The 21,602-nt window shown below is 63.8% G+C and carries 23 protein-coding genes and 1 tRNA gene; 3 read left to right on the top strand and 21 right to left on the bottom strand.

All coding sequences use genetic code 11. The features are described 5' to 3' along the window. Nucleotides 1–89: 89 nt before the first annotated feature. On the bottom strand, nt 90–2,105 hold the full coding sequence (gene uvrB / locus IRZ56_RS11330; protein WP_196145018.1) for an excinuclease ABC subunit UvrB: 2,016 nt from the start codon (nt 2,103–2,105) through the stop codon (nt 90–92). 278 nt (nt 2,106–2,383) lie between these two features. On the opposite strand from uvrB, the gene IRZ56_RS11325 reads away from it, so the two are divergent. After that, the gene (locus IRZ56_RS11325) at nt 2,384–3,580 is read left to right on the top strand and encodes an amino acid aminotransferase (protein ID WP_196145017.1); all 1,197 of its coding nucleotides are present in this window, start codon (nt 2,384–2,386) and stop codon (nt 3,578–3,580) included. Between the two features lie 62 nt (nt 3,581–3,642). After that, nucleotides 3,643–3,718 (top strand) — tRNA-Asn (locus IRZ56_RS11320). Between the two features lie 64 nt (nt 3,719–3,782). Here the strand turns inward: IRZ56_RS11320 and IRZ56_RS11315 are convergent. The 17 genes from IRZ56_RS11315 to IRZ56_RS11235 all read right to left on the bottom strand — a co-directional run bounded on the left by IRZ56_RS11315 (nt 3,783) and on the right by IRZ56_RS11235 (nt 17,805). Beyond that, nucleotides 3,783–4,169: a cupin domain-containing protein gene (locus IRZ56_RS11315; protein ID WP_230390366.1), complete on the bottom strand. Its 387-nt coding sequence runs from the start codon at nt 4,167–4,169 to the stop codon at nt 3,783–3,785. Between the two features lie 197 nt (nt 4,170–4,366). After that, the gene (locus IRZ56_RS11310; protein ID WP_196145015.1) at nt 4,367–4,924 is read right to left on the bottom strand and encodes a DUF1285 domain-containing protein; all 558 of its coding nucleotides are present in this window, start codon (nt 4,922–4,924) and stop codon (nt 4,367–4,369) included. A gap of 10 nt (nt 4,925–4,934) precedes the next feature. Further along, nucleotides 4,935–5,540, bottom strand: a complete 606-nt coding sequence (locus tag IRZ56_RS11305; protein ID WP_196145014.1) for a DUF4823 domain-containing protein — start codon at nt 5,538–5,540, stop codon at nt 4,935–4,937. A 65-nt stretch (nt 5,541–5,605) separates the two neighbouring features. Then, nucleotides 5,606–6,574: a GTP 3',8-cyclase MoaA gene (locus IRZ56_RS11300; RefSeq protein ID WP_196145013.1), complete on the bottom strand. Its 969-nt coding sequence runs from the start codon at nt 6,572–6,574 to the stop codon at nt 5,606–5,608. Nucleotides 6,575–6,742: 168 nt separating this feature from the next. Further along, entirely contained in the window at nt 6,743–7,378 is a 636-nt protein-coding gene (locus IRZ56_RS11295) for a TetR/AcrR family transcriptional regulator (RefSeq protein ID WP_196145012.1), read from the bottom strand. A 462-nt stretch (nt 7,379–7,840) separates the two neighbouring features. Further along, nucleotides 7,841–8,623 carry a TatD family hydrolase gene (locus IRZ56_RS11290; RefSeq protein ID WP_196145011.1) on the bottom strand — a complete coding sequence of 261 codons (783 nt, stop codon included), beginning with the start codon at nt 8,621–8,623 and terminating at the stop codon, nt 7,841–7,843. A 36-nt stretch (nt 8,624–8,659) separates the two neighbouring features. Next, nucleotides 8,660–9,646 (bottom strand): DNA polymerase III subunit delta', encoded by a 987-nt coding sequence (locus tag IRZ56_RS11285; protein ID WP_196145010.1) that lies wholly within the window; start codon nt 9,644–9,646, stop codon nt 8,660–8,662. After that, on the bottom strand, nt 9,639–10,271 hold the full coding sequence (gene tmk / locus IRZ56_RS11280; RefSeq protein ID WP_196145009.1) for a dTMP kinase: 633 nt from the start codon (nt 10,269–10,271) through the stop codon (nt 9,639–9,641). The genes IRZ56_RS11285 and tmk overlap by 8 nt, the downstream gene beginning before the upstream one ends. Before the next feature lie 9 nt (nt 10,272–10,280). Beyond that, the gene (mltG, locus tag IRZ56_RS11275) at nt 10,281–11,462 is read right to left on the bottom strand and encodes an endolytic transglycosylase MltG (protein ID WP_196145008.1); all 1,182 of its coding nucleotides are present in this window, start codon (nt 11,460–11,462) and stop codon (nt 10,281–10,283) included. Between the two features lie 3 nt (nt 11,463–11,465). Then, entirely contained in the window at nt 11,466–12,287 is an 822-nt protein-coding gene (gene pabC, locus IRZ56_RS11270; protein ID WP_196145007.1) for an aminodeoxychorismate lyase, read from the bottom strand. Further along, nucleotides 12,287–13,531: a beta-ketoacyl-ACP synthase II gene (gene fabF, locus IRZ56_RS11265; protein ID WP_196145006.1), complete on the bottom strand. Its 1,245-nt coding sequence runs from the start codon at nt 13,529–13,531 to the stop codon at nt 12,287–12,289. The genes pabC and fabF overlap by 1 nt, the downstream gene beginning before the upstream one ends. 152 nt (nt 13,532–13,683) lie before the next feature. Beyond that, the gene (acpP, locus tag IRZ56_RS11260) at nt 13,684–13,920 is read right to left on the bottom strand and encodes an acyl carrier protein (RefSeq protein WP_043214413.1); all 237 of its coding nucleotides are present in this window, start codon (nt 13,918–13,920) and stop codon (nt 13,684–13,686) included. A 204-nt stretch (nt 13,921–14,124) separates the two neighbouring features. Then, complete coding sequence (gene fabG, locus IRZ56_RS11255) at nt 14,125–14,865, bottom strand: 3-oxoacyl-ACP reductase FabG (RefSeq protein ID WP_196145005.1); 741 nt, start codon at nt 14,863–14,865, stop codon at nt 14,125–14,127. Between the two features lie 16 nt (nt 14,866–14,881). Further along, nucleotides 14,882–15,820: an ACP S-malonyltransferase gene (gene fabD / locus IRZ56_RS11250; RefSeq protein ID WP_196145004.1), complete on the bottom strand. Its 939-nt coding sequence runs from the start codon at nt 15,818–15,820 to the stop codon at nt 14,882–14,884. Nucleotides 15,821–16,067: 247 nt separating this feature from the next. Further along, entirely contained in the window at nt 16,068–17,078 is a 1,011-nt protein-coding gene (plsX, locus tag IRZ56_RS11245) for a phosphate acyltransferase PlsX (protein WP_196145003.1), read from the bottom strand. A 3-nt stretch (nt 17,079–17,081) separates the two neighbouring features. After that, on the bottom strand, nt 17,082–17,264 hold the full coding sequence (rpmF, locus tag IRZ56_RS11240) for a 50S ribosomal protein L32 (protein WP_008096416.1): 183 nt from the start codon (nt 17,262–17,264) through the stop codon (nt 17,082–17,084). A gap of 13 nt (nt 17,265–17,277) precedes the next feature. Then, nucleotides 17,278–17,805, bottom strand: a complete 528-nt coding sequence (locus tag IRZ56_RS11235) for a YceD family protein (RefSeq protein ID WP_084855024.1) — start codon at nt 17,803–17,805, stop codon at nt 17,278–17,280. Between the two features lie 96 nt (nt 17,806–17,901). Here IRZ56_RS11235 and IRZ56_RS11230 point away from each other — a divergent pair, with 96 nt between their 5' ends. Continuing rightward, complete coding sequence (locus IRZ56_RS11230) at nt 17,902–18,480, top strand: Maf family protein (protein ID WP_196145002.1); 579 nt, start codon at nt 17,902–17,904, stop codon at nt 18,478–18,480. Nucleotides 18,481–18,562: 82 nt separating this feature from the next. Here IRZ56_RS11230 and IRZ56_RS11225 read toward each other — a convergent pair whose 3' ends face one another. Genes IRZ56_RS11225 through rluC form a run of 3 tightly spaced genes read right to left on the bottom strand, consistent with a single transcriptional unit; the run spans nt 18,563 to nt 21,197 of the window. After that, a complete protein-coding gene (locus IRZ56_RS11225) occupies nt 18,563–19,555 on the bottom strand; it encodes a S49 family peptidase (RefSeq protein WP_196145001.1) in 993 nt (330 codons plus the stop codon). After that, nucleotides 19,548–20,234, bottom strand: coding sequence for an HAD family hydrolase (locus tag IRZ56_RS11220; RefSeq protein WP_196145000.1), 687 nt, complete (start codon nt 20,232–20,234; stop codon nt 19,548–19,550). The genes IRZ56_RS11225 and IRZ56_RS11220 overlap by 8 nt, the downstream gene beginning before the upstream one ends. A 6-nt stretch (nt 20,235–20,240) precedes the next feature. Then, nucleotides 20,241–21,197, bottom strand: coding sequence for a 23S rRNA pseudouridine(955/2504/2580) synthase RluC (gene rluC, locus IRZ56_RS11215; protein ID WP_196144999.1), 957 nt, complete (start codon nt 21,195–21,197; stop codon nt 20,241–20,243). Between the last annotated feature and the right edge of the window lie 405 nt (nt 21,198–21,602).

Genomic DNA, 21,602 nt, shown 5'->3' with positions numbered 1-21,602 from the left:
CCAGCGATGGCGCGCCGACGTGCGTCGAGGGCCGCAGACAGGGCCGGCCCAATCGCGGGGCAAGGGCTTCGTCCTTGTAGGCAAGGCACTCAACTGGCGATCAGGCGATCGCGCAGCTGGGCAATTTCGTCACGCAGCTGCGCCGCGGCCTCGAACTCCAGGTCGCGGGCCAACTGGAACATCTTCTCTTCCAGCAGCTTGATGCGCTTGGTGATCTGGGCCGGGGTCTGCAGCTCGGCCTCATAGCGGGCGCTCTCCTCTGCCGCCTTGGCCATGGCCTTGCGCTTCTTGCTGCGCCCGCCGGGCACGCTGGCGCCTTCCATGATGTCGGTGATGTCCTTGACCACACCCTTGGGCACGATGCCGTGGGCCTGGTTGAAGTCGATCTGCTTGGCCCGGCGCCGCTCGGTCTCGTCGATGGCCCGCTGCATGGAGCCGGTGACCTGGTCGGCATAGAGGATCGCCTTGCCATTGAGGTTGCGCGCGGCCCGGCCGATGGTCTGGATCAGCGAGCGCTCCGAGCGCAGGAAGCCTTCCTTGTCGGCATCGAGGATGGCCACCAGCGAGACTTCGGGCATGTCCAGGCCCTCGCGCAGCAGGTTGATGCCCACCAGCACGTCGAAGGTACCCAGGCGCAGGTCGCGGATGATTTCCACCCGTTCGACGGTGTCGATGTCCGAGTGCAGGTAGCGCACACGCACGTCGTGGTCGGCCAGGTAGTCGGTGAGGTCCTCGGCCATGCGCTTGGTCAGCGTCGTGGCCAGCACCCGCTCCCCGGCAGCGACGCGCTTGTGGATTTCCGAAAGCAGGTCGTCGACCTGGGTCAGCGCCGGGCGCACCTCCACTTGCGGGTCCACCAGGCCGGTGGGCCGTACCACCTGCTCCACCACCCTGCCCGCATGTTCGGCCTCGTAGGGGCCGGGGGTCGCCGAGACGAAGATGGTCTGCGGGCTGACCGCCTCCCATTCGTCGAAACGCATGGGCCGGTTGTCCAGCGCCGACGGCAGGCGGAAGCCGTATTCGACCAGCGTTTCCTTGCGCGAGCGGTCGCCCTTGTACATGGCACCGACCTGGGGAACGCTGACGTGGGACTCGTCGATCACCAGCAGCGCATCGGCCGGCAGGTAGTCGTACAGGGTCGGCGGCGGCGCGCCGGCCGGGCGCCCGGACAGGTAGCGCGAGTAGTTCTCGATGCCATTGCAGTAGCCCAGCTCCAGGATCATCTCCAGGTCGAAGCGGGTGCGCTGCTCCAGGCGCTGGGCCTCCACCAGCTTGTTGGCCTTGTGCAGATACTCCAGGCGGTCCTTGAGTTCTTCCTTGATGCCCTCCACCGCCTCGAGCAGGGTTTCGCGCGGGGTGACGTAGTGGCTCTTGGGGTAGAAGGTGAAGCGCGGCAGCTTGCGGATGACCTCGCCGGTGAGCGGGTCGAAGGCGGCGATGTTCTCCACCTCGTCGTCGAACAGCTCGATGCGAATGGCTTCGAGGTCCGATTCGGCCGGGAAGATGTCGACCACATCGCCACGCACGCGGAAGGTGGCGCGGGCGAAGTCCATCTCGTTGCGGGTGTATTGCAGGTCGGCCAGGCGGCGCAGCAAGGCACGCTGGTCGAGCTTGTCGCCACGGTCGACGTGCAGGACCATCTTCAGGTACGTCTCCGGGCTGCCCAGGCCGTAGATGCATGACACCGTGGTGACGATGATCGCGTCACGACGCTCCAGCAGCGCCTTGGTCGCCGACAGGCGCATCTGTTCGATGTGGTCGTTGATCGACGCGTCCTTCTCGATGAAGGTGTCCGATGACGGTACGTAGGCTTCCGGCTGGTAGTAGTCGTAGTAGGAAACGAAGTACTCCACCGCATTGTTCGGGAAGAACGCCTTGAACTCGCCATACAACTGCGCGGCCAGGGTCTTGTTCGGTGCCAGCACCAGGGTCGGGCGTTGTACCTGCTGGATGACGTTGGCGATGCTGAAGGTCTTGCCCGAGCCGGTCACCCCGAGCAGGGTCTGGTGCGAAAGCCCGGCCTCGATACCCTCGACCATCAGGCGGATGGCCTCGGGTTGGTCGCCGGCCGGCTGGAAACGGGTGACGAGCTGGAACTCGGACATGACGGGACCTCGTGGATGACGCGGCAACTGTAAATTTAGCCAGTAGTCTAACCCAAATGAGCGCGCCCGGCGCCCGTTTCAAGGACTGGCCTTTCAATGGACCGGGCAATTAGACCAATGGTCGAAAAATATTCGCACAAAAGCCCGGAAAAGCTGCGCCAGACTGTCGCGGTGACCGGTCGGTATCACTATACTGACTCCCCGTTTGCGCACCGCTTCAACGCACTCGGCCGGAGCGTGCGCGCCCTATCACTCTCCCATTCAGAGCCAAGGTAACAATGAGCCTGTTTTCCGCTGTCGAGCTGGCACCCCGCGACCCCATCCTGGGCCTCAACGAAGCATTCAACGCCGATACCCGTACCGCCAAGGTCAACCTGGGCGTGGGCGTCTATTGCAATGAGGAAGGCCGTATCCCGCTGCTGCGCGCGGTGATCGAAGCCGAGACCCAGCGTGCCGCCCAGCACGCCTCCCGCGGCTACCTGCCGATCGACGGTATCGCCACCTACGACCAGGCAGTACAGAAGCTGCTGTTCGGCGCCGAGTCGCCGCTGCTGGCCGCAGGCCGCGTGGTGACCGTGCAGGCGGTCGGCGGCACCGGCGCTCTGAAGATCGGCGCAGACTTCCTCAAGCGCCTCTCGCCCGACGCCGTGGTCGCCATCAGCGACCCGAGCTGGGAAAACCACCGAGCCCTGTTCGAAACCGCGGGCTTCCCGGTGCAGAACTACCGTTACTACGATGCGCCGAGCAACGACGTCAACCGCGCCGGCATGCTCGAGGACCTGAACAACCTGCCGTCCGGCTCGATCATCGTCCTGCACGCCTGCTGCCACAACCCGACCGGTGTCGACCTGGGCCTGGACGACTGGAAGAACGTCCTGGAGGTGGTCAAGGCCAAGGGCCATGTGCCGTTCCTCGACATGGCCTACCAGGGCTTCGGCGATGGTATCGCCGAAGACGCCTTCGCCGTGCGCCTGTTCGCCGAGTCGGGCCTGGACTTCTTCGTTTCCAGTTCGTTCTCCAAGTCGTTCTCGCTGTACGGCGAGCGCGTCGGCGCGCTGTCGATCGTCACCGGTTCCAAGGACGAAAGCACCCGCGTGCTGTCCCAGGTCAAGCGCGTGATCCGCACCACCTATTCCAACCCGCCGACCCACGGCGCCAGCATCGTCGCCGCCGTGCTCAACAGCACCGAGCTGCGCCAGATGTGGGAAGCCGAGCTGGGCGAGATGCGCGGTCGCATCCATGGCATGCGCAAGCAGATGGTCCAGTTGCTGGCCGAATACGGTGCCAAGCGCGATTTCAGCTTCGTCGGTCGCCAGCGCGGCATGTTCTCCTACTCGGGCCTGACCGCCGAACAGGTCGGCCGCCTGAAGGACGAGTTCGGCATCTATGCCCTGGACACCGGCCGCATCTGCGTGGCCGCGCTGAACCAGAGCAACATCCACGTGGTCACCAAGGCCATCGTCGAAGTGCTGTAACCCGTTGATTGCCAGGGGGTAAGCTTGACTTCCCCTTGGCAATCAGTAAGATACGCCCAGATTCCGCGATAGCTCAGTCGGTAGAGCAAATGACTGTTAATCATTGGGTCCCTGGTTCGAGTCCAGGTCGCGGAGCCAAACACTGAAAAAACCTCCAGTTGCGCAAGCACTGGAGGTTTTTTCGTTTCTGGCGCCGGCGCTTTTATTTCAGCGGCTCGGTCACTGGCTTGTCTTCGTCCACCAGGCTCCAGACCAGCAGCTTGGCTGACTGGGTCTTGCTGGCATTACGCGAGACGCTGTGCACGGTGCCCGGCGCTTCGTACCAATACTCCCCCGCCTTGTAGGTGTGTTCCTGGTCATCGTTGAGCTTCGATACCACCGCGCCTTCAAGCACGTAGGCCATCACCGCCCCTGGGTGCTGATGGGCAGGCGATGCCTGGCCTGGAGCATAGTGAACGGTGAGCATCACGGCTTTCTTGCCCGGCGCATTGCTGGGGCGCTTTTCCTGCAGGACCTTGACCTGATCGGGCTGCTCACCGTGGGCCCAGACGGGAGCCTGGACGCCTAGTACGCAGAAGGCAAACAGCATGGCGATGGATAGACGGGGAATGTTCATGGTGTTCTCCTGTTGGCGACTGCCAGCAGGTTATGCCCAGGCGGCTCGCGGACAAATGGCCAATACAGGGAAAAACGAGGAGGCCTATTAGGGCCGCAGGCGACGCACACGCTGTACCCATGTACGAGCGGCCTCGCCCGCGATAAGGCTGCAAGGCAGCCCCAGAATCCTCAAAGACGCCCCACCGGATAGAACTCCCCGCCACTCCAGACCCCAAGCCACTCCTGCCCGTCGATCTCACGCGGCACCGCCAGCTCCACCAATTGGTAGAACACATTGCGGTGGATCAGCGCCTCGAGGTTGCTGCGCATCAGGATGTAGGGCGAAGGCTCTTGGGTCAGAGGGTCGATCTCGACCCGCAACGGGTGCTCTGGGCCCGCCTCGACCTGATCATCGACATTGCTGGTAAAGCGCAGCACCTGCTGCTCGCCACTGCCCTGCACCTCGAGCAGCACGGCGACGAAAGGCGCGTCATCGACCCGGATACCGACCTTCTCTACCGGCGTAACCAGGAAATAGTCATCGCCATCACGACGGATGATGGTGGAGAACAACCGGACCATCGGCTTGCGCCCGATCGGCGTCCCCAGGTAGTACCAGGTGCCATCGCGGGCGATGCGCATGTCGATGTCGCCGCAGAAATCCGGGTTCCACAGGTGTACCGGCGGCAAACCCTTTTCCTTGGGGATCTGCGCCAGAAGATCATTGGCCTTGCCGGTACCTGTCATCACCCTACCCTCAACGACTCATGCCCAAGAGGCTACGAGCGTAATCGCGCATAGGGGGGCCAAGCAAATCTTCCGGCGCCTTGTCGTGAAACGTCAACAAACCGCCACGGCTCTTGATCCGCGCGGTATCGATCAAGTAGCGGGTGCTGGTCTCGATCAACATCATTTGCACCACGCCGGTGTCGACGCCCAGGCGGTCGACGGCCTGCTCGTCATACCATTCGTCACCGTTGCCAATGCGATCGTCGGTTCGGGCGAAACGGGTGTAGAGCACATAATGAGCGCCCACCGAACGCGCTTCGGCCAATGCCTCCTCCAACCCCAGCGGGCCTTGGGCACGACGCACCAGCGGGAAGTATTCGACGAAGCTCTTGTAGGCCTCCTCGGCCACCACGTTCGGCCGAGGCACAGGCCCCTTGCCTGGCGGTGCGAAATGCCCCTGGCCGATGAAGATGAACGAGTCGGGCTGCAGGCGCACCGACAGGCTGCGACGGGTATCGCTGTGATCCAGCAGCCCGGCATCGCTCATGTGGTAGCGAACCCCCTCGCCCATATCACTGACATTCATGCAACCGCCCAGCGCCAACAGCGCCAGCGGCAAGACCAGCCTACGCATTCTTCCTCCAGAAACCGGCGACGAAAAACCGGCGAATAGCCGCCAGATGCAGCTTTTACGCCAGGTCAGCCGCCGATCACCTTCATCACCGTCACACCACCGGAAAACGCCACGTCCTGCTTGTCCGCCAGAGCCTTGACCAGCAAGCGTTGCAGGGCCGGCAAGGCTTGGTGGCGAGGCTTTTCCAGTAGGTCGCCGACAAAATGCCGGTTACCCGACGACAGGCAGCCGTGCAACCAGCCCGTGGAAGACAAGCGCAGCCGTGAGCAGGTCCGGCAGAACGGCACGCTCTCGTTGGCGATCACGCCAAAATGGCCTTTACCGGCCACCCGATAGCGTAAGGCGGTGGCATCCAGCGGCGCGCTGGCCTGTTGGAAGGCATGGGCTTGGCCAACCAGGCCGAGCAATTGCTCGAGGCTGACGAACTGCTGAAGAAATGCGTTGTGGTCGCGGGCAAGATGGCCCATGCGCATCAGCTCGATGAAGCGCAATTCGTAGCCCCGTTCCAGGCAGTAGTCGAGCAATGGCACTACCTGGTCCAGGTTCTGCCCGCGCATCGGCACCATGTTCACCTTGATGCCCATGCCGGCGGCACTGGCCTGTTCCATGCCGGCCAGCACCGTGGCCAGGTCGCCGCCACGGGCGATGCGGCGGAAGGCGTCGGGGTCGAGCGTGTCGAGGGATACATTCAGCCGACGGATACCGGCGGCCTTGAGCAACGGGAGCTTGCGCGAAAGCAACTGGCCATTGGTGGTCAGGCCGATATCCGCCAGGCCCAGCTTCCCCACGGCCTCGAGAAAGGCCTCGAGCCGCGGGCTGACCAGCGGCTCTCCCCCAGTGATACGCAGCCGCTCGATACCGGCAGCCTCGACCAGGTAGGCCACGCCGCGGGCCAGCAGCTCGGCCGAGAGTTCGTCCTGCGCCGCCACCAGACGCTTGCCGTCAGGCACGCAATACGTGCAGGCGTAGTTGCAGGCAGCCGTCAGGCTGACACGCAGGTTGCGAAAGCGCCTGCCTTGACGATCGACGATCATGGGTGGGTGACTCCGGCACGGATGAATCGGGGCTGGCAAAACCTGACTCATAAATCAGGTTTTTGCAAGCCCCTTCTTTTGCCGGGCGATCGAATGGAGGCTGCTACGCGGCCTTTTCGCGGCATAGGCCGCTCCTACAGGCGCGCAAGCCTTGCGTATACCTGGGCTCTAGTTCGCGATTTCCGGGTCGCGCTTGCGCTTGTTGCCCATGCGCACGCCGATGTCCATGAGGAACTGGAAGAAGCCTTCCTGATCCTCCAGCACATTGCTCCAGAACGGCGAGTGATACAGCGCCACGGCGCCATGCACCAACGCCCAGGCGGCGCAATAGTGGAAGTAAGGCGGCACATCCTCGAGCTTGCCCTCGCTGATGCGGCCCTTGATCAACAGGGTGAGGCGATCGAAGTTGGAGGCGCGGATACGGTGCAACTCCTCGACCATCTCCGGCACCTGGTTGCCCTTGACGACCTTTTCTTCCAGGCGGTCGAACAACCGGTAGCGCTGCGGGTCGCGCATGCGGAACTCGAAATAGGCGCGCGACAGGGCTTCCTTGTCGCGGTCGACGTCGTCCGAGTGCAACAGGGCGTTCAGGTCGCGTTCATAGTCGAGCATCAGGCGCAGGTAAATCTCCGCCTTGGACTTGAAGTGCTTGTAGATCGTGCCTTTGCCGATACCCACGGCGTCGGCGATCATCTCGACGGTGACGGTATCTTCACCTTGGTCGAGGAACAGCTTGAGCGCGGTATCGAGGATCTCTTGTTCGCGGCGGCGAAACTCACGGACCTTACGAGGTTCTTTCTGCATAGGAAGGACTGGATGGACAATCGAAGCGGTTTATTATGCCTAACTTGCAGGAAAATGCACGGATCATCCTCGCTTCTATGTATCACGATACGTGTAGAAGGCTTTCCAGGCGGGCAGAAAAACCGCCATTGGCCCTGCGTGCCATGCAGGGAAGACCCTATGGTTTCCAGGCGTATTCCAAATCTGTTTAAAAAACGACCAGTTGTCGCTGGCACTGTGCCAAACCTGACCGATACTTGGAGTGTTGGCGCGGCGCATCCCCCCAAGTGGCGCGTCAATAAAGGTGCCCAGGGACCGCGGTACCTTTGTTTTACTCCTAATGGTCTTAACCCGGATTCCCCCCCCAGAACCCGGGTTTTTTTTATGCGTGTGCCTTGTGAGGTGTCCGACGTGAAAGGCTCAGCGCCTGTAAGATCGAGCGCCGCCCGCGCGGCGCGCGATTTACGCCCCAGCACCAGCCAGTCAGGCCACTCGCGCCAATGGGAACAACCGCTTGAAGTTGGCCGTGGTCTGCTCGGCCAACTGTGCATAGCTCACCCCACGCAACGAGGCGACGTATTCGGCCACTTCACGCACATACTGCGGCAGGTTCGGCTTGCCGCGGTACGGGATCGGCGCAAGATACGGCGAGTCGGTTTCCACCAGCAGGCGGTCGGCAGGGACCTGGCGAGCGACCTCGCGCAAGGCATCGGCATTGCGGAAGGTGACGATGCCCGACAACGAAATGTAGTAGCCCAGGTCCAGCGCGGCCCGCGCCATCTCCCAGTCTTCGGTGAAGCAGTGCAGCACACCAGCTTGCGGCAGGCCGGCCTCGCGCAACAGCGCCAGGGTGTCGGCCCGCGCCGCGCGGGTGTGGACGATCACCGGCTTGCCGGTCTGGCGCGAGGCTTCCAGGTGCAGGCGGAAGGACGCCTGCTGCAGCTCGGCGGCCTCAGGCTCGTAGTGGTAGTCCAGGCCGGTCTCGCCGATGGCCACCACATGCGGGTGGGCCAGCTCGCGTAGCAGCCATTCCAGCGCTGGCGTTTCGCCGGGCGCCAAGTCCAGCGGGTGGATACCGACCGAACAGTCCACATCGGCGTAGCGCTCGCTCAGGGCCTTGACCGCCCCGGCGTTCTCGGCGCTCACGCCGATGCACAGGAAATGCCCCACGCCCCGCTCGCGGGCCGCCTGCAGGGCAGCATCGAGGGAACCGCCATGGGCGCCCAGGTCAAGTCGGTCGAGGTGGCAATGGGAATCTACGAGCATGGAATTTCGACACACATGAAGGAAACGAAAGAGGAATCAGCGTGAACCCGGCAGCTGGACCCAGTGGGCCAGCAAGGCTTCGAGCAGCAGGACACGATTGAGGTTGGCCTTGGCGAGTACCTTCTGACGCTGCTCGAGGATCCACGCCTGGACCTCCAGCACCCTGCCCTGCCGGCTTTTCTGCGCCAGGTACTGGACCACCTTGCGCATATCGCCCAAGCCTAGCCCCTCCTCGTCCTGGGTCAATTGGTAGCGCAGGATCAGGTGCGACCAGTCGCAGAACCAGTCGAACAGCAACAGCAATGGCACGTTGCTCCAGGCCTCGGCCAGCTGGCTGGGGGACTGTTGCTGCTTGAGCAGCTTCTTCACCCCATCGGTGACCAGGGCACGCTGTTCGCGCACGCCCTGGGCCTGCAAGCTCATGGCCATCAATGGCGAACCGGCAGCCAGGGCCAACAGTTCGTCGCGCTCCTCTGGCGCAACGTCGGGCAAGGCGTCGGCCAGGAAGGCCTGGCTTTGGGCCAGGCTCGGCTGCGGACAGGCGACCTGCTGGCAGCGGCTCTTGATGGTCGGCAGCAGGCGGCTGGGCTGATGGCTGACCAGCAGCAGCACGGTATCGCCCGAAGGCTCCTCGAGGCTCTTGAGCAAGGCATTGGAGGCATTGACGTTCATCGCCTCGACCGGCTCGATCAACACCACCTTGCGCCCGCCCTGCTGCGCGGTCTGCACCACGAACGACACCAGCTCGCGCACCTGGTCGATCTTGATCGGCTTGTCGGCCTCCTCCGGCTCCAGCACGAAGTTGTCCGGATGGCTGCCGGCCTTGAGCAACAGGCACGCCTTGCACTGGCCACAGGCATCCAGGCCCTGGGGTTGCTGGCACAGTAGACGCGCCATCAGGCGCTCGGCCAGGGCCCGCTTGCCGATCCCCTGGGGCCCGTGCAACAGGTAGGCATGGGCGTGCTGGGCGCGCCCGGCCAACTGCTGCCAGAGCGCCTGTTGCCAGGGGTAGGCCTCAGCCACGGCAACGCTCCAAGATGCCCGGCAACAACGCGTCGATGGCGCGCTGTACAGCGGCCAACGGCTGCGCGGCATCCAGCAGGCTGTAACGCTGGGGCTCGCGCGCGGCGCGCTGCAGGTAGGCTTGGCGCACGGCCTCGAAGAATGCCTGGCCCTCCTGCTCGAAGCGGTCCAGGCGACCCCGGGCGGCGGCCCGGGCCAGGCCCACTTCCACCGGCAGGTCGAAGACCAGCGTCAGGTCGGGGCGCAAGGTGCCCTGGACGAACGCCTCAAGGGTGGCGATGCGCGCCTGGGGCAAGCCGCGACCACCGCCCTGGTAGGCGTAGGTGGCGTCGGTGAAACGATCGCAGAGCACCACCGCACCGCGGGCCAGTGCCGGGCGGATGACCTCGGCCAGATGTTGGGCACGGGCGGCGAACACCAACAGCAGCTCGGTGTCGGCAGCCATGGCCTCGTCGCTGGGCGCCAGAAGCAGCTCGCGGATCCGCTCGGCCAGCGGCGTACCGCCGGGCTCGCGAGTCAGAACCACGTCCAGGCCCTGTTCGCGCAGGTGCTCTGCCAGGTATTCGCGATTGGTGCTCTTGCCCGCGCCTTCGGGGCCTTCCAGGGTGATAAACAAACCGCTCACGGGCAGTCCTTACTGTTGTTCGTCGGGAGCCGGCGCATCGGCCGGCGCGGGTTCGCTGGCGGGCGCGTCATTCTCGGGCGCCAGGCTTTCGCCAGATGGCTCGTTGGAGGGAGGAGGCGCAGGTTCGCCCGGCGCCTGCTCGCCAGCACCAGGCACCTGGGGCCCGGGGCTTGAGCGGTAGCCGCTGCGGCGCTTGAGCTGGAACTCCCGCACGGCGCTGTTGTGGTCGTCCAGGTCGTCGGAGAACACATGGCTGCCGTCGCCGCGAGCGACGAAGTACAAGCTGGAGCCGTCGGAGGGGTTCAGCGCGGCATGGATGGCCTCGCGGCCGACCATGGCGATCGGCGTAGGCGGCAACCCGGTCATGGTGTAGGTGTTGTAGGGCGTCGGCTCGCGCAGGTCGGCGCGGGTGATACGGCCGTTGTAGCGCTCGCCCATGCCGTAGATCACGGTCGGGTCGGTCTGCAGCATCATGCCCAGGCGCAGGCGGCGCACGAACACGCCGGCGATCTGCCCACGCTCCTGGGGAATACCGGTTTCCTTCTCCACCAACGACGCCATGATCAGCGCCTGGTACGGGTCGCGGTATGGCAGGTTGGTGGCACGCTCGGCCCATTCTTTGGCGAGCACTTCTTCCAGGCGCATGTAGGCCTGCTGCAGCAGCTCGACATCGCTCATGCCGCGCACGAAGCGGTAGGTGTCGGGGAAGAAGCGGCCCTCGGGAAATACCCCGGTATGGCCAAGCTTGTCCATTACCTGCGAGTCGGACAGCCCGTCGAGGGTGTGCTTGATCTTTTCATGCTTGGCCACGGCCGCGCGCACTTGGCGGAAGGTCCAGCCTTCGACCAGGGTCAGGTTGTACTGCACCACGTCGGCACGGCGCCAGGCATCGAACAGCTCGGCCACGGTCATGCCGGGGGTGAGGCGGTATTCGCCGGTGTGCAGCGGGGTTCCCGCCATGTTGAAGCGCCAGTACAGGCGCAACCAGATGGCGTCGTCCAGCAGGCCCTCGTTCTGCATGCGGTAGAACATGCGGTTGGGCGTGGTGCCGGTGGGCACGTCGAGCAGTTGCTCCTGCGTCACGTGCAAGGGCTGCTCCAGGACCGAGTTGACCTTCCAGGCCGACCAGCCCAGGGCCAGGCCAGCGAGGATCAACCCCATTTCCAGCAGCAGCAGGAATTTGCGTCTCACGAATCAGGTTTCCAGTAACGTACGGGCAACGGCCTGCAGTTTACGGGTGAGTGGGCCTGGCGGCCAGTCGAGCTTTAAGGCAGAAAATGTACGCACCGGCCATACACCATAGACGCTGTTGCACAGGAACACTTCGTCGGCCAGTTCCAGGTCGGCGAGCTCGAGGTCGCGCACCCGAACCGCGATGCCCAACGTTGCAGTCTGCTCCAGCAAGGCTGCACGCATGACGCCCGCCACGCCGCAACGGCTGAGGTCGGCCGTCAGCAGTTCGCCGTCGCGGACCAGGAAGAGATTGCTGTACACACCTTCGATCAGCCGGCCGCGCATGTCACGCATCAGCCCTTCGGCGTATTCGCCACCTTGCCATTCGCTTCGCGCCAGTACCTGCTCCAGGCGGTTCAGGTGTTTGAGGCCGGCCAGCAGCGGTTGTTCCGCCAGGCGGGTCTGGCAATCGAACAGGCTCACGCCCAGCTCGGCGTTTTCCTTCGGGTAGGCGGGCAACGGGCTGCCCTGCAGAATGCGCCGGGGCGCGGCCCCCACCACAGGTGCATAGCCACGCTGGCTGTCGCCACGGGTAAGGATCAGCTTGGCCACGCCTTCGCCGAGTTGGCTGGCATAGGCGATGATTTCGTTGCGCACAAGAGACACGTCGGCTTCGATCGCCAGACGCTGGCAACCCAGCGCCAGGCGGTCGAGGTGCTGCGCAAGCAGGCTGGGCCTGCCGGCACGCACGGCGATGGTCTCGAATAGGCCATCGCCGTAGGCCAGGCCGCGGTTCTGCAGGTTGAGCGCAGTCGCGGGCTGGCCGTCGATCCAGCTGTGCATCAGCCGACGAACCGGCGGAATACCAGCGAACCGTTGGTTCCGCCAAAGCCGAAGGAGTTGGACAGCACCACATCGATCGGCATGCTGCGGGCTTCGTGGGGTACGAAGTCCAGATCGCAGCCTTCGTCCGGCTCGTCCAGGTTGATGGTCGGCGGCGCCATCTGGCTGTTGATCGCCAGCACGCTGAAGATCGCCTCGACCGCACCTGCAGCACCCAACAGGTGGCCGGTCATCGATTTGGTCGAGCTGACCGCCAGCTTGTAGGCATGCTCACCGAACACCTTCTTGATCGCGGCCACTTCGGCGATGTCGCCGGCCGGGGTCGAGGTGCCGTGGGCGTTGATGTAGCTCACCGCTTCAGGCGCGATGCCGGCGTCACGCAAGGCGTTGACCATGCAGCGTGCGGCGCCGTCACCGGTATCGGGTGGCGAAGTCATGTGGTACGCGTCGCCACTCATGCCGAAACCGACCAGTTCGGCATAGATGGTCGCGCCACGGGCCTTGGCGTGCTCGAGCTCCTCCAGGACCAAGGCACCGGCACCATCGGACAGCACGAAGCCATCGCGGCCCTTGTCCCACGGACGGCTGGCGCGGGTCGGCTCGTCGTTGCGGGTCGACAGGGCGCGGGAGGCACCGAAGCCGCCCATGCCCAGGCCACAGGCAGCCATTTCGGCGCCGCCAGCGATCATCACGTCGGCCTCGCCATAGGCGATGTTGCGCGCGGCCATGCCGATGCAGTGGGTGCCGGTGGTGCAGGCCGTGGAAATGGCGTAGTTCGGGCCCTGCAACCCCAGGTGGATCGACAGGAAGCCGGAGATCATGTTGATGATCGAGCCGGGCACGAAGAACGGCGAGATCCGCCGCGGGCCCTGGTCATGCAGGGTCCGGCTGGTTTCCTCGATGTTGGTCAGGCCGCCGATGCCCGAGCCCATGGCCACGCCGATGCGCTCACGGTTGGCGTCGGTGACTTCCAGGCCGGCGTTGCGCACCGCCTGGAAACCGGCCGCCAGACCGTACTGGATGAACAGGTCGAGCTTACGGGCCTCTTTGGCCGACAGGTACTGCTCGACCTCGAAGCCCTTCACCGAGCCGCCAAAACGGGTGGTATAGGCAGACAGGTCCGTGTGTTCGATCGGCCCAATGCCACTGCGGCCAGCCAGAATGCCCTGCCAGGTGCTCGGTACATCGGTACCCAGTGGCGACAGCATACCCATACCGGTGACCACGACGCGTCTACGCGACACAGTACTCTCCTCTTTTAATCACAGAGTTTCTTGCCATTGCATTTCAAGGCAATGGAATGAAATGGCAACAAGCTCTCGGCGCTCAAAGAAAAAACCGCACGCCGGCAAAGGCAGTGCGGTTTTTCCCGACAAGAAGCGTCGACTACTGCGTCTTAGGCCTGGTGGCTTTTGACGTAGTCGATTGCAGCTTGAACGGTAGTGATCTTCTCGGCTTCTTCGTCAGGGATTTCGGTCTCGAATTCCTCTTCCAGAGCCATCACCAGCTCAACGGTGTCAAGCGAATCGGCACCCAGGTCATCGACGAAGGACTTCTCGGCAGTCACTTCTTCTTCCTTGACGCCCAGTTGCTCGGCGACGATTTTCTTGACGCGTTCTTCGATGGTGCTCATACCTAGTTTTCACTCCTAATGGACATATGTCAGGCAGCTGGCCGGTGACCAAGTTTATAGAAAGACGCCTGCTTTTCAAGCGCAACGCGCCGTTCACCCAGTCACCCCACCCTCTGCCTGGAATCTGGTTGCAGCTTTATAACGGATTTTAGGCTTCGTGTATGACTCTTTTTTGAAGCGATCCGTCACATTGCACTGCGTTTTTTACATGTACATACCGCCGTTGACCGGCACGGTGGCGCCGGTAACGTAGCCTGCACCTTCGGATGCCAGGAAGGAAACCACTTTGGCGATCTCCTCGGCCTGGCCCAGGCGGCCCAGCGGAATCTGGGTTTGCAGCGCTTCACGCTGCGCTTGCGGCAGCTCGCGGGTCATGTCGGTGTCGATGAAGCCCGGGGTCACCGAGTTGACGGTGATACCGCGAGAACCCACTTCACGCGCCAGGGCGCGGCTGAACCCTTCCAGGCCGGCCTTGGCGGCAGCATAGTTGGCCTGGCCGGCGTTGCCCATGGCACCGACGACCGAGCCGATGCTGATGATACGACCCCAACGTGCCTTGGTCATGCCGCGCAGCACACCCTTGGACAGACGGTAGAGGCTGTTCAGGTTGGTGTCGATCACATCGAACCACTCGTCGTCCTTCATGCGCAGCATGAGGTTGTCGCGGGTGATACCGGCGTTGTTGACCAAAATGGCCGGCGCGCCGAACTGCTCGCCGATGGCGGCCAGCACGGCGTCCACGGACTCGGCGCTGGTCACGTTCAGCTCCATGCCGGTACCAGTGATGCCGTGTTCCTTCAGGGTGGCGGCGATGCGTTCGGCGCCCGAAGCCGAGGTAGCGGTGCCGATCACGGTCGCGCCCTGGCGGCCCAGTTCGAGGGCGATGGCCTGGCCGATACCACGGCTGGCGCCGGTGACCAGTGCGACTTTACCTTGCAGGCTCATGCAAGCTTCTCCAATTTCAGGCCAGCGCCGCGCGGGTGGCGGCGACAGCGTCAGGGGTATTGAGGTTGTAGGTGGTCACGCCGTCGGCGCAACGCTTGTTCAGGCCAGCCAGGACCTTGCCCGGGCCACACTCGACCAGGTTGACCGCGCCATTGGCGGCCAGGGTCTGCACGCACTCGACCCAACGCACCGGCTGGTACAGCTGGGCCAGCAGGTCTTGCTTGAGGGCGGTGAGGTCGGCGGCGACCGCAGCGGTGACGTTCTGCACCACCGGAATTTGCGGGGCCTTCCATTCGATGGCGTTGACCGCTTCGGCGAAACGCTCGGCAGCCGGCTTCATCAATGCGCAGTGCGACGGCACGCTGACCGCCAGCGGCAGCGCGCGCTTGGCACCCTTGGCCTTGCACAGCTCGATGGCGCGGTCGACCGCAGCCTTGTTGCCGGCGATCACGACCTGGCCTGGCGAGTTGAAGTTGACCGCGCTGACCACTTCGTCTTCGGCGGCCTCGGCACAGATGGCGACGACATCGGCGTCATCCAGGCCGAGGATCGCGGCCATGGCACCATGGCCTGCCGGTACGGCTTCCTGCATCAGTTGGCCACGGCGCTCGACCAGGCGCACGGCGTCCTTGAGGCTCAGGCTGCCAGCGGCGACCAGCGCACTGTACTCACCCAGGCTGTGGCCCGATACGAACGCCGGGCGGGCGCCGCCCTCCTCCAGCCACAGGCGCCACAAGGCGATGGAGGCGGTGAGGATCGCCGGCTGAGTTTTGTCGGTTTGGTTGAGTTGTTCTTCCGGACCTTCCTGGACCAACTTCCACAGGTCGTAGCCCAGAGCCTCGGAAGCTTCCTTGAAGGTCTCGACGATCACCGGCTTTTCTGCGCCGAGTTCGGCGAGCATGCCCAGCGACTGGGAGCCTTGACCGGGAAAGACGAATGCGAGGGATGCAGACATTGAACAAGCCCTTATGATCTTGTCGTCGGATAGGGTGCGCCAGCCCCAAGGCCGGACGCGGAAACTGAAAACTTGGATGGGAAAAGGGACCAAGCGGTCACATTTAAGCACTTCATAGCCGATATGCCTAAGGTCTTTGTTTGACTGTACCGCCCCTGTGGCAGCAGGCTCGTCCCGCGATCAAGGGCCAAGCCCTTGCCAGGCGACGGTGATATCGGGCCCGGCCAATCGCGAGGCAAGCCCGCCCCTACAGTAACAAGTCCTCCAGGCGACCATGCAGGCGCTGCGGCAGGTTCTCCTGGATCTCGATCAACGCCCGCTGGATAGCGCTCTGGAAGCCTTGCACGCCCGCCGAGCCATGGCTCTTGATGACGATGCCCTGCAGGCCAAGGAAACTTGCGCCATTGTGCCGGGCCGGGGCCAGGTCGGCCTGCAGGCGCTTGAGCAGCGGCATGGCCAGGGCACCGGCGGCGCGCGCCAGCACACCTGCGCGGAACAACGCCTCGATGCGCGCACCGATCATGGTCGCCAGGCCCTCGCTGGACTTGAGCAGGATATTGCCGACGAAACCGTCGCACACCACCACATCGGCTTCACCCCGATACAGGCCATCGCCTTCGACGAAACCGATGTAGTTGAGCCCACGCGCGCTCTGCAGCAGGTTCGCCGCCAGCTTGACCTGCTGGTTGCCCTTGATGTCCTCGGTCCCCACATTCAGCAACGCCACGCGTGGCCGGGGGATACCCAGGGCCTGGGCCGCCACGGAGCCCATCACCGCGAACTGGTAGAGGTTCTCGGCACTGCAATCGACATTGGCGCCCAGGTCGAGCAATTGACAGTAGCCGGCCTGGGTCGGGATCGCTGCCACCATCGCCGGCCGGTCAATGCCCGGCAAGGTCTTGAGCACGAAGCGCGACAACGCCATCAGCGCGCCCGTGTTACCGGCACTCACGCAGGCCTGAGCCTTGCCGTCTCGCACCAATTCCAGGGCGACGCGCATCGACGAGTCAGGCTTGCCACGCAACGCCTGGGATGGCCGCTCGTCCATGCCCACCACCTCGCTAGCCGCAACGATCTGCAGGCGCGCGCGATCCGCAGCCGCAAGGCCACTGATGAGTTCTTCGAGGAGGGAGGGTTGACCGACGAGGGTCAGGTGCAGCGAGGGGGTAGCCGAGAGGCAAGCAATACTTGCCTGGACAATGCTGCGGGGACCGAAGTCCCCGCCCATTGCGTCGATCGCGATGATCTGAGCGGACAAGGATTACTCGTCAGCGCCCTTGTCGATCACTTTGCGACCACGGTATACGCCTTCTGGCGAAACGTGGTGGCGCAGGTGTACTTCACCGGTGCTCTTTTCTACGGACAGCGCGTTTTCCGACAGGGCGTCGTGGGAACGGCGCATGTCACGGGCAGAGCGGGATTTTTTGTTCTGCTGAACAGCCATAATTGATTAACTCCTAAACGTTTGGGTCACGCTTTAACTGCGCCAAAACACTGAACGGGTTGGACCGCGATACCTCGTCCTTGCTCGGTTCGGGCTCATCGGCGCCCGCCGGCTGCTGGCATTCTTCCGGATGATGAGCAGGTACGATCGGCAGGGCGAGCAATAGCTCTTCCTCGATCAGCGCCTGCAGATCCAAAGGATCTTCGCCCAGTTCCAGCACGTCATAGCCTTTCGGCAACGACTGGGTATTCGCACCCTCCTTCACCACGGCGTACGTACATTCGCTGTGGATCGGCAGGGTGACCAGCTCAAGACAACGCTGGCAAACCATCTTGACCTCGACGTCGAGTTCGCTGTGGATAACCACGGCGTTCTGTTCGTCTCGCTCAAAATCGAACTTCGCCTGCACCGTACCGACATCGTCGGAAAGCGGGTCGCAGAGTCTTTCCAAATCAGCGAGTTGCAGCGAACCTTGGATGGTTACGCCGCGATCAGCCAATTTGCGCGGGTCAACGTGAGGTGGAATCGGGTCATTCAACATAGGCGCAGCATTCTAGGGATGCCCCCCGCCCCTGTCAAAGGAAATTCGGCAGCATCACGCATGTTAGAATCGGGGTCATCTGCCCAGGAGTCTATCATGCTTCCCTTGTTACTGGCTTCCAGCTCCCCCTACCGGCGCGAACTGCTCGAGCGCCTGCACCTGCCCTTCACCTGGGCAAGCCCCGACATAGACGAGCGGCGCCTGGATGACGAGCCGGCCGTCGAACTGGTTCGCCGCCTGGCCCGACAAAAAGCCGAGGCCCTGGCCAGCAGCCACCCCGACCATCTAATCATCGGCTCCGACCAGGTGGCGGTCCTCGGCGAACAGGTCCTGGGCAAGCCGCACACCTTCGAACGCGCCTGCGAGCAATTGCTGGCTGCCAGTGGGCAGCAGGTCAGCTTCCTCACCGGCCTGGCCCTGTACAACAGCGCCACCGGCCAGTGCCAGGTGGACTGCGTGCCGTTCACCGTGCACCTGCGGGAGCTGGACCGTGAGCGTGTGGAGCGCTATGTGAGGGCGGAGCAGCCGCTGGACTGCGCAGGCAGTTTCAAGGCCGAAGGGCTGGGGGTGAGCCTGTTTCAAAGCACCCACGGCTGCGACGCCACCAGCCTCATCGGCCTACCGCTGATCCGCTTGGTGGACATGCTGACCCGGGAAGGCGTGGTCATTCCTTAGCCCGACACCTCTACCGCCCGTTAGATCGAGCGCCGCGCGGGCGGCGCTCGTTCGCACAGCCGCCGCAAAACATGCGACGGACTCAACGCAATTGCGGCCCCTGGAACCCCATCCACATGGCCAGGCGCTCGGCCACGCTAGCGCCCAGGCGCTTGGAGAAGCGATCGAACGGCGACTCCTCGACCGTGAAGTCCACCAACTCCTTCTCGCCCACGACCTCACGCGCCACGTAGCTGGCACTGCCCAGGCCATCCACCAGCCCCAGGGTCTTGGCCTGCTCGCCCGACCAGATCAGGCCGCTGAACAGCTCCGGGTGCTCCTTATCCTTCAGACGATCGCCCCGCCCCTGCTTGACCATGGCGATGAACTGCTGGTGGGTGGTGTTCAACACGCCCTGCCAGAACTCGGTTTCCTCGGGCTTCTGCGGCGAAAACGGATCAAGGAAGGCCTTGTGTTCGCCGGCCGTGTAGGTACGCCGCTCCACACCCAGCTTCTCCATGGCGCCGACGAAGCCATAACCGGCTGCCGTCACGCCGATAGAGCCCACCAGGCTGGCCTTGTCGGCATAGATCTCGTCGGCCGCACTGGCAATGTAGTAGGCACCCGAAGCGCCCAGGTCGGCGATCACCGCATAGAGCTTGATCGCCGGGTACTCGGCGCGCAGGCGACGGATCTCGTCATAGACGTAGCCCGCCTGCACCGGACTGCCACCCGGACTGTTGATGCGCATGACCACAGCCTTGGTCTTCGGGTCCTTGAACGCATCGCGCAGGCTCTTGACGATGTTGTCCGCGCTGGCCGGCTCCTGGTCGGCGATGATGCCGCGCACTTCGACCAATGCGGTATGGCTGGCGCTGCGCGAAGCCGCCTTGTCCATGTCCATCAACGGCGTGAACAGCAGCAAGATGCCGAACAGGTAGACGAAGGTCAGCAGCTTGAAGAAGATCCCCCAGCGCCGCGCCCGACGCTGCTCCTGCACACCTGCCAGCAGGGTCTTCTCCAGCAGTTTCCAACCCTTGCGCTCGTCGTTGCCCCCAGAGCCCTCGGGCTCGGGTGCCCGCCACTCGTCAGCCATGCTCACCTACCTTGGAATGAGTGCGCGACGCGGCCAGCCACTCGCGCAACTGTGAAAAATGATCGATGCACACCTGCGGGCCGAATTCGCTCAAGGCCGCCAGGGACATGGCACCATACCCCACCGCGACCGAATGCATGCCGGCATTGCTGGCCATCTGCAGGTCGAATGCCGAATCTCCGACCATTAGTGCGCGCTGCGGTTCGACCCGGCAATGAGCCAGGATCTGCTCGAGCATCAGCGGGTGCGGCTTGCCTCGGGTTTCGTCGGCAGCACGGGTGATGTCGAAGTAACCCTCCCAACCATTGGCCTTGAGCACCCGGTCCAGGCCACGGCGCGCCTTGCCGGTGGCGACCGCCAGGCGGTAGCCCTCGGCCCGGAAGGCCTCCAGCGACTCCACCACCCCCTCGAACAGCGGCGAAGGCTCCTGGTCCAAGGCCATGTAGATCTCGGCGTAGTACTGACGAAACACCTCGACCTGAGCGGTATCCAGGTGTGGATACAGCGTGGCGATCGCCTCGCCCAGGGCGAGACCGATGATGCCCTTGATCGCGTCATCGCTGCTGGGGGCCACGCCGGCACGCTCGGCGGCGCTGTTCATGGCCAGGACGATGCGCCCGATGGAGTCGGCCAGGGTGCCGTCCCAATCGAAGATCAACAGCTCATAGCGTTTGTTCATGAGAAGTCAGGTCGCACTCAGGCGCTCCACGGTCTTGGCCCACACCTCGTCCACCGGCGCCTCGACCTTCAGCTCGCCGCCGTCAGGCAGTGGCACGGTCAGGGCGTAGGCATGCAGGAACAGGCGCTTGCCGCCCAGGTCGCGGATCTCCTTGGAGAAATCCTCGTCGCCATACTTGCTGTCGCCGGCGATGCTGTGCCCGGCGTGCAGGGTGTGCACGCGGATCTGGTGGGTGCGGCCAGTCACCGGGCGCGCCTCGACCAGGGTGGCAAAGTCGCCAAAGCGGCGCAGCACGCGGAACAAGGTCAGCGCCTCCTTGCCTTCGTCGTTGACTTCGACCATGCGCTCGCCCGAACGCAGGTTGCTCTTCTGCAGCGGCGCACTGACCTGTTTCTTGGACGTCGGCCAATGACCGCGCACCAAGGCCATGTAGCGCTTGTCGACCCCATCGCCACGCAAGGCGGCGTGCAGGTGGCGCAACATGCTGCGCTTCTTGGCGATCATCAGCAGGCCGGAAGTGTCGCGATCGAGGCGATGGACCAGCTCCAGCTCCTTGGCATCCGGGCGCAGCTGGCGCAGCGCCTCGATCACCCCGAAGCTCAGGCCACTGCCGCCATGCACGGCGATGCCGGCTGGCTTGTTGAGCACGATCAGCGCCTTGTCTTCGTAGACGATGGCCGCCTCCAGGCGCTGCAGCAGCCCCTGGGCCACGGGGGCCGGCTCGTCGCGCTCGGGCAGGCGCACCGGCGGCACGCGCACGATATCGCCGGCCTGGAGCTTGTACTCGGGCTTGATCCGACCCTTGTTGACCCGCACCTCGCCTTTGCGCAGGATGCGGTAGACCAGGGTCTTGGGCACGCCCTTGAGGGCCGTGATGAGGAAATTGTCGATGCGCTGGCCGGCAAGCTCCGGCGCGACTTCGATCAGCTGTACGCCGGAAGTCGGGGGGGTATTGGTCGTCATGGAGGAATCATAACAATTTTTTATGGAATTGAAGCACTTAATCATTACTGCTATAGTCGCGAACGCCGCCAAAAGCGGCAGGCCAGCGGCAGCAGGCTCCAGGCCCGCCCCTGACCATCGCAATTCTCGAGGACGCGAGGCCGTCCTACGGGGTTTTCGCCAGTTTACCGAAATGCCTGGAATCGCCACCAGCGCTGTGTAGAGAAGACCGAAAAAAAACGACAAGTGCGGTATTTCACCTGCTTACCCGCTTCTTTTCGCCGTACCTCTGCCCGCTCCGGCGCTTGCACGCATCGCCCGGCGAATGCTTCGGAAATACCTGCCTTGGATATGAATGGCGCCAGCTCCCGAATCGGAGCTGGCGAAAAATGCAACCCGTTGCGGATTCAGCGCGCGGCAGCACCC

This window comes from Pseudomonas guariconensis (assembly GCF_015680235.1).
Taxonomy (GTDB): Bacteria; Pseudomonadota; Gammaproteobacteria; order Pseudomonadales; family Pseudomonadaceae; genus Aquipseudomonas; species Aquipseudomonas guariconensis_A.
Note: the sequence above shows the minus strand (reverse complement) of the source record. Positions and strands in the feature narration are given on the sequence as shown.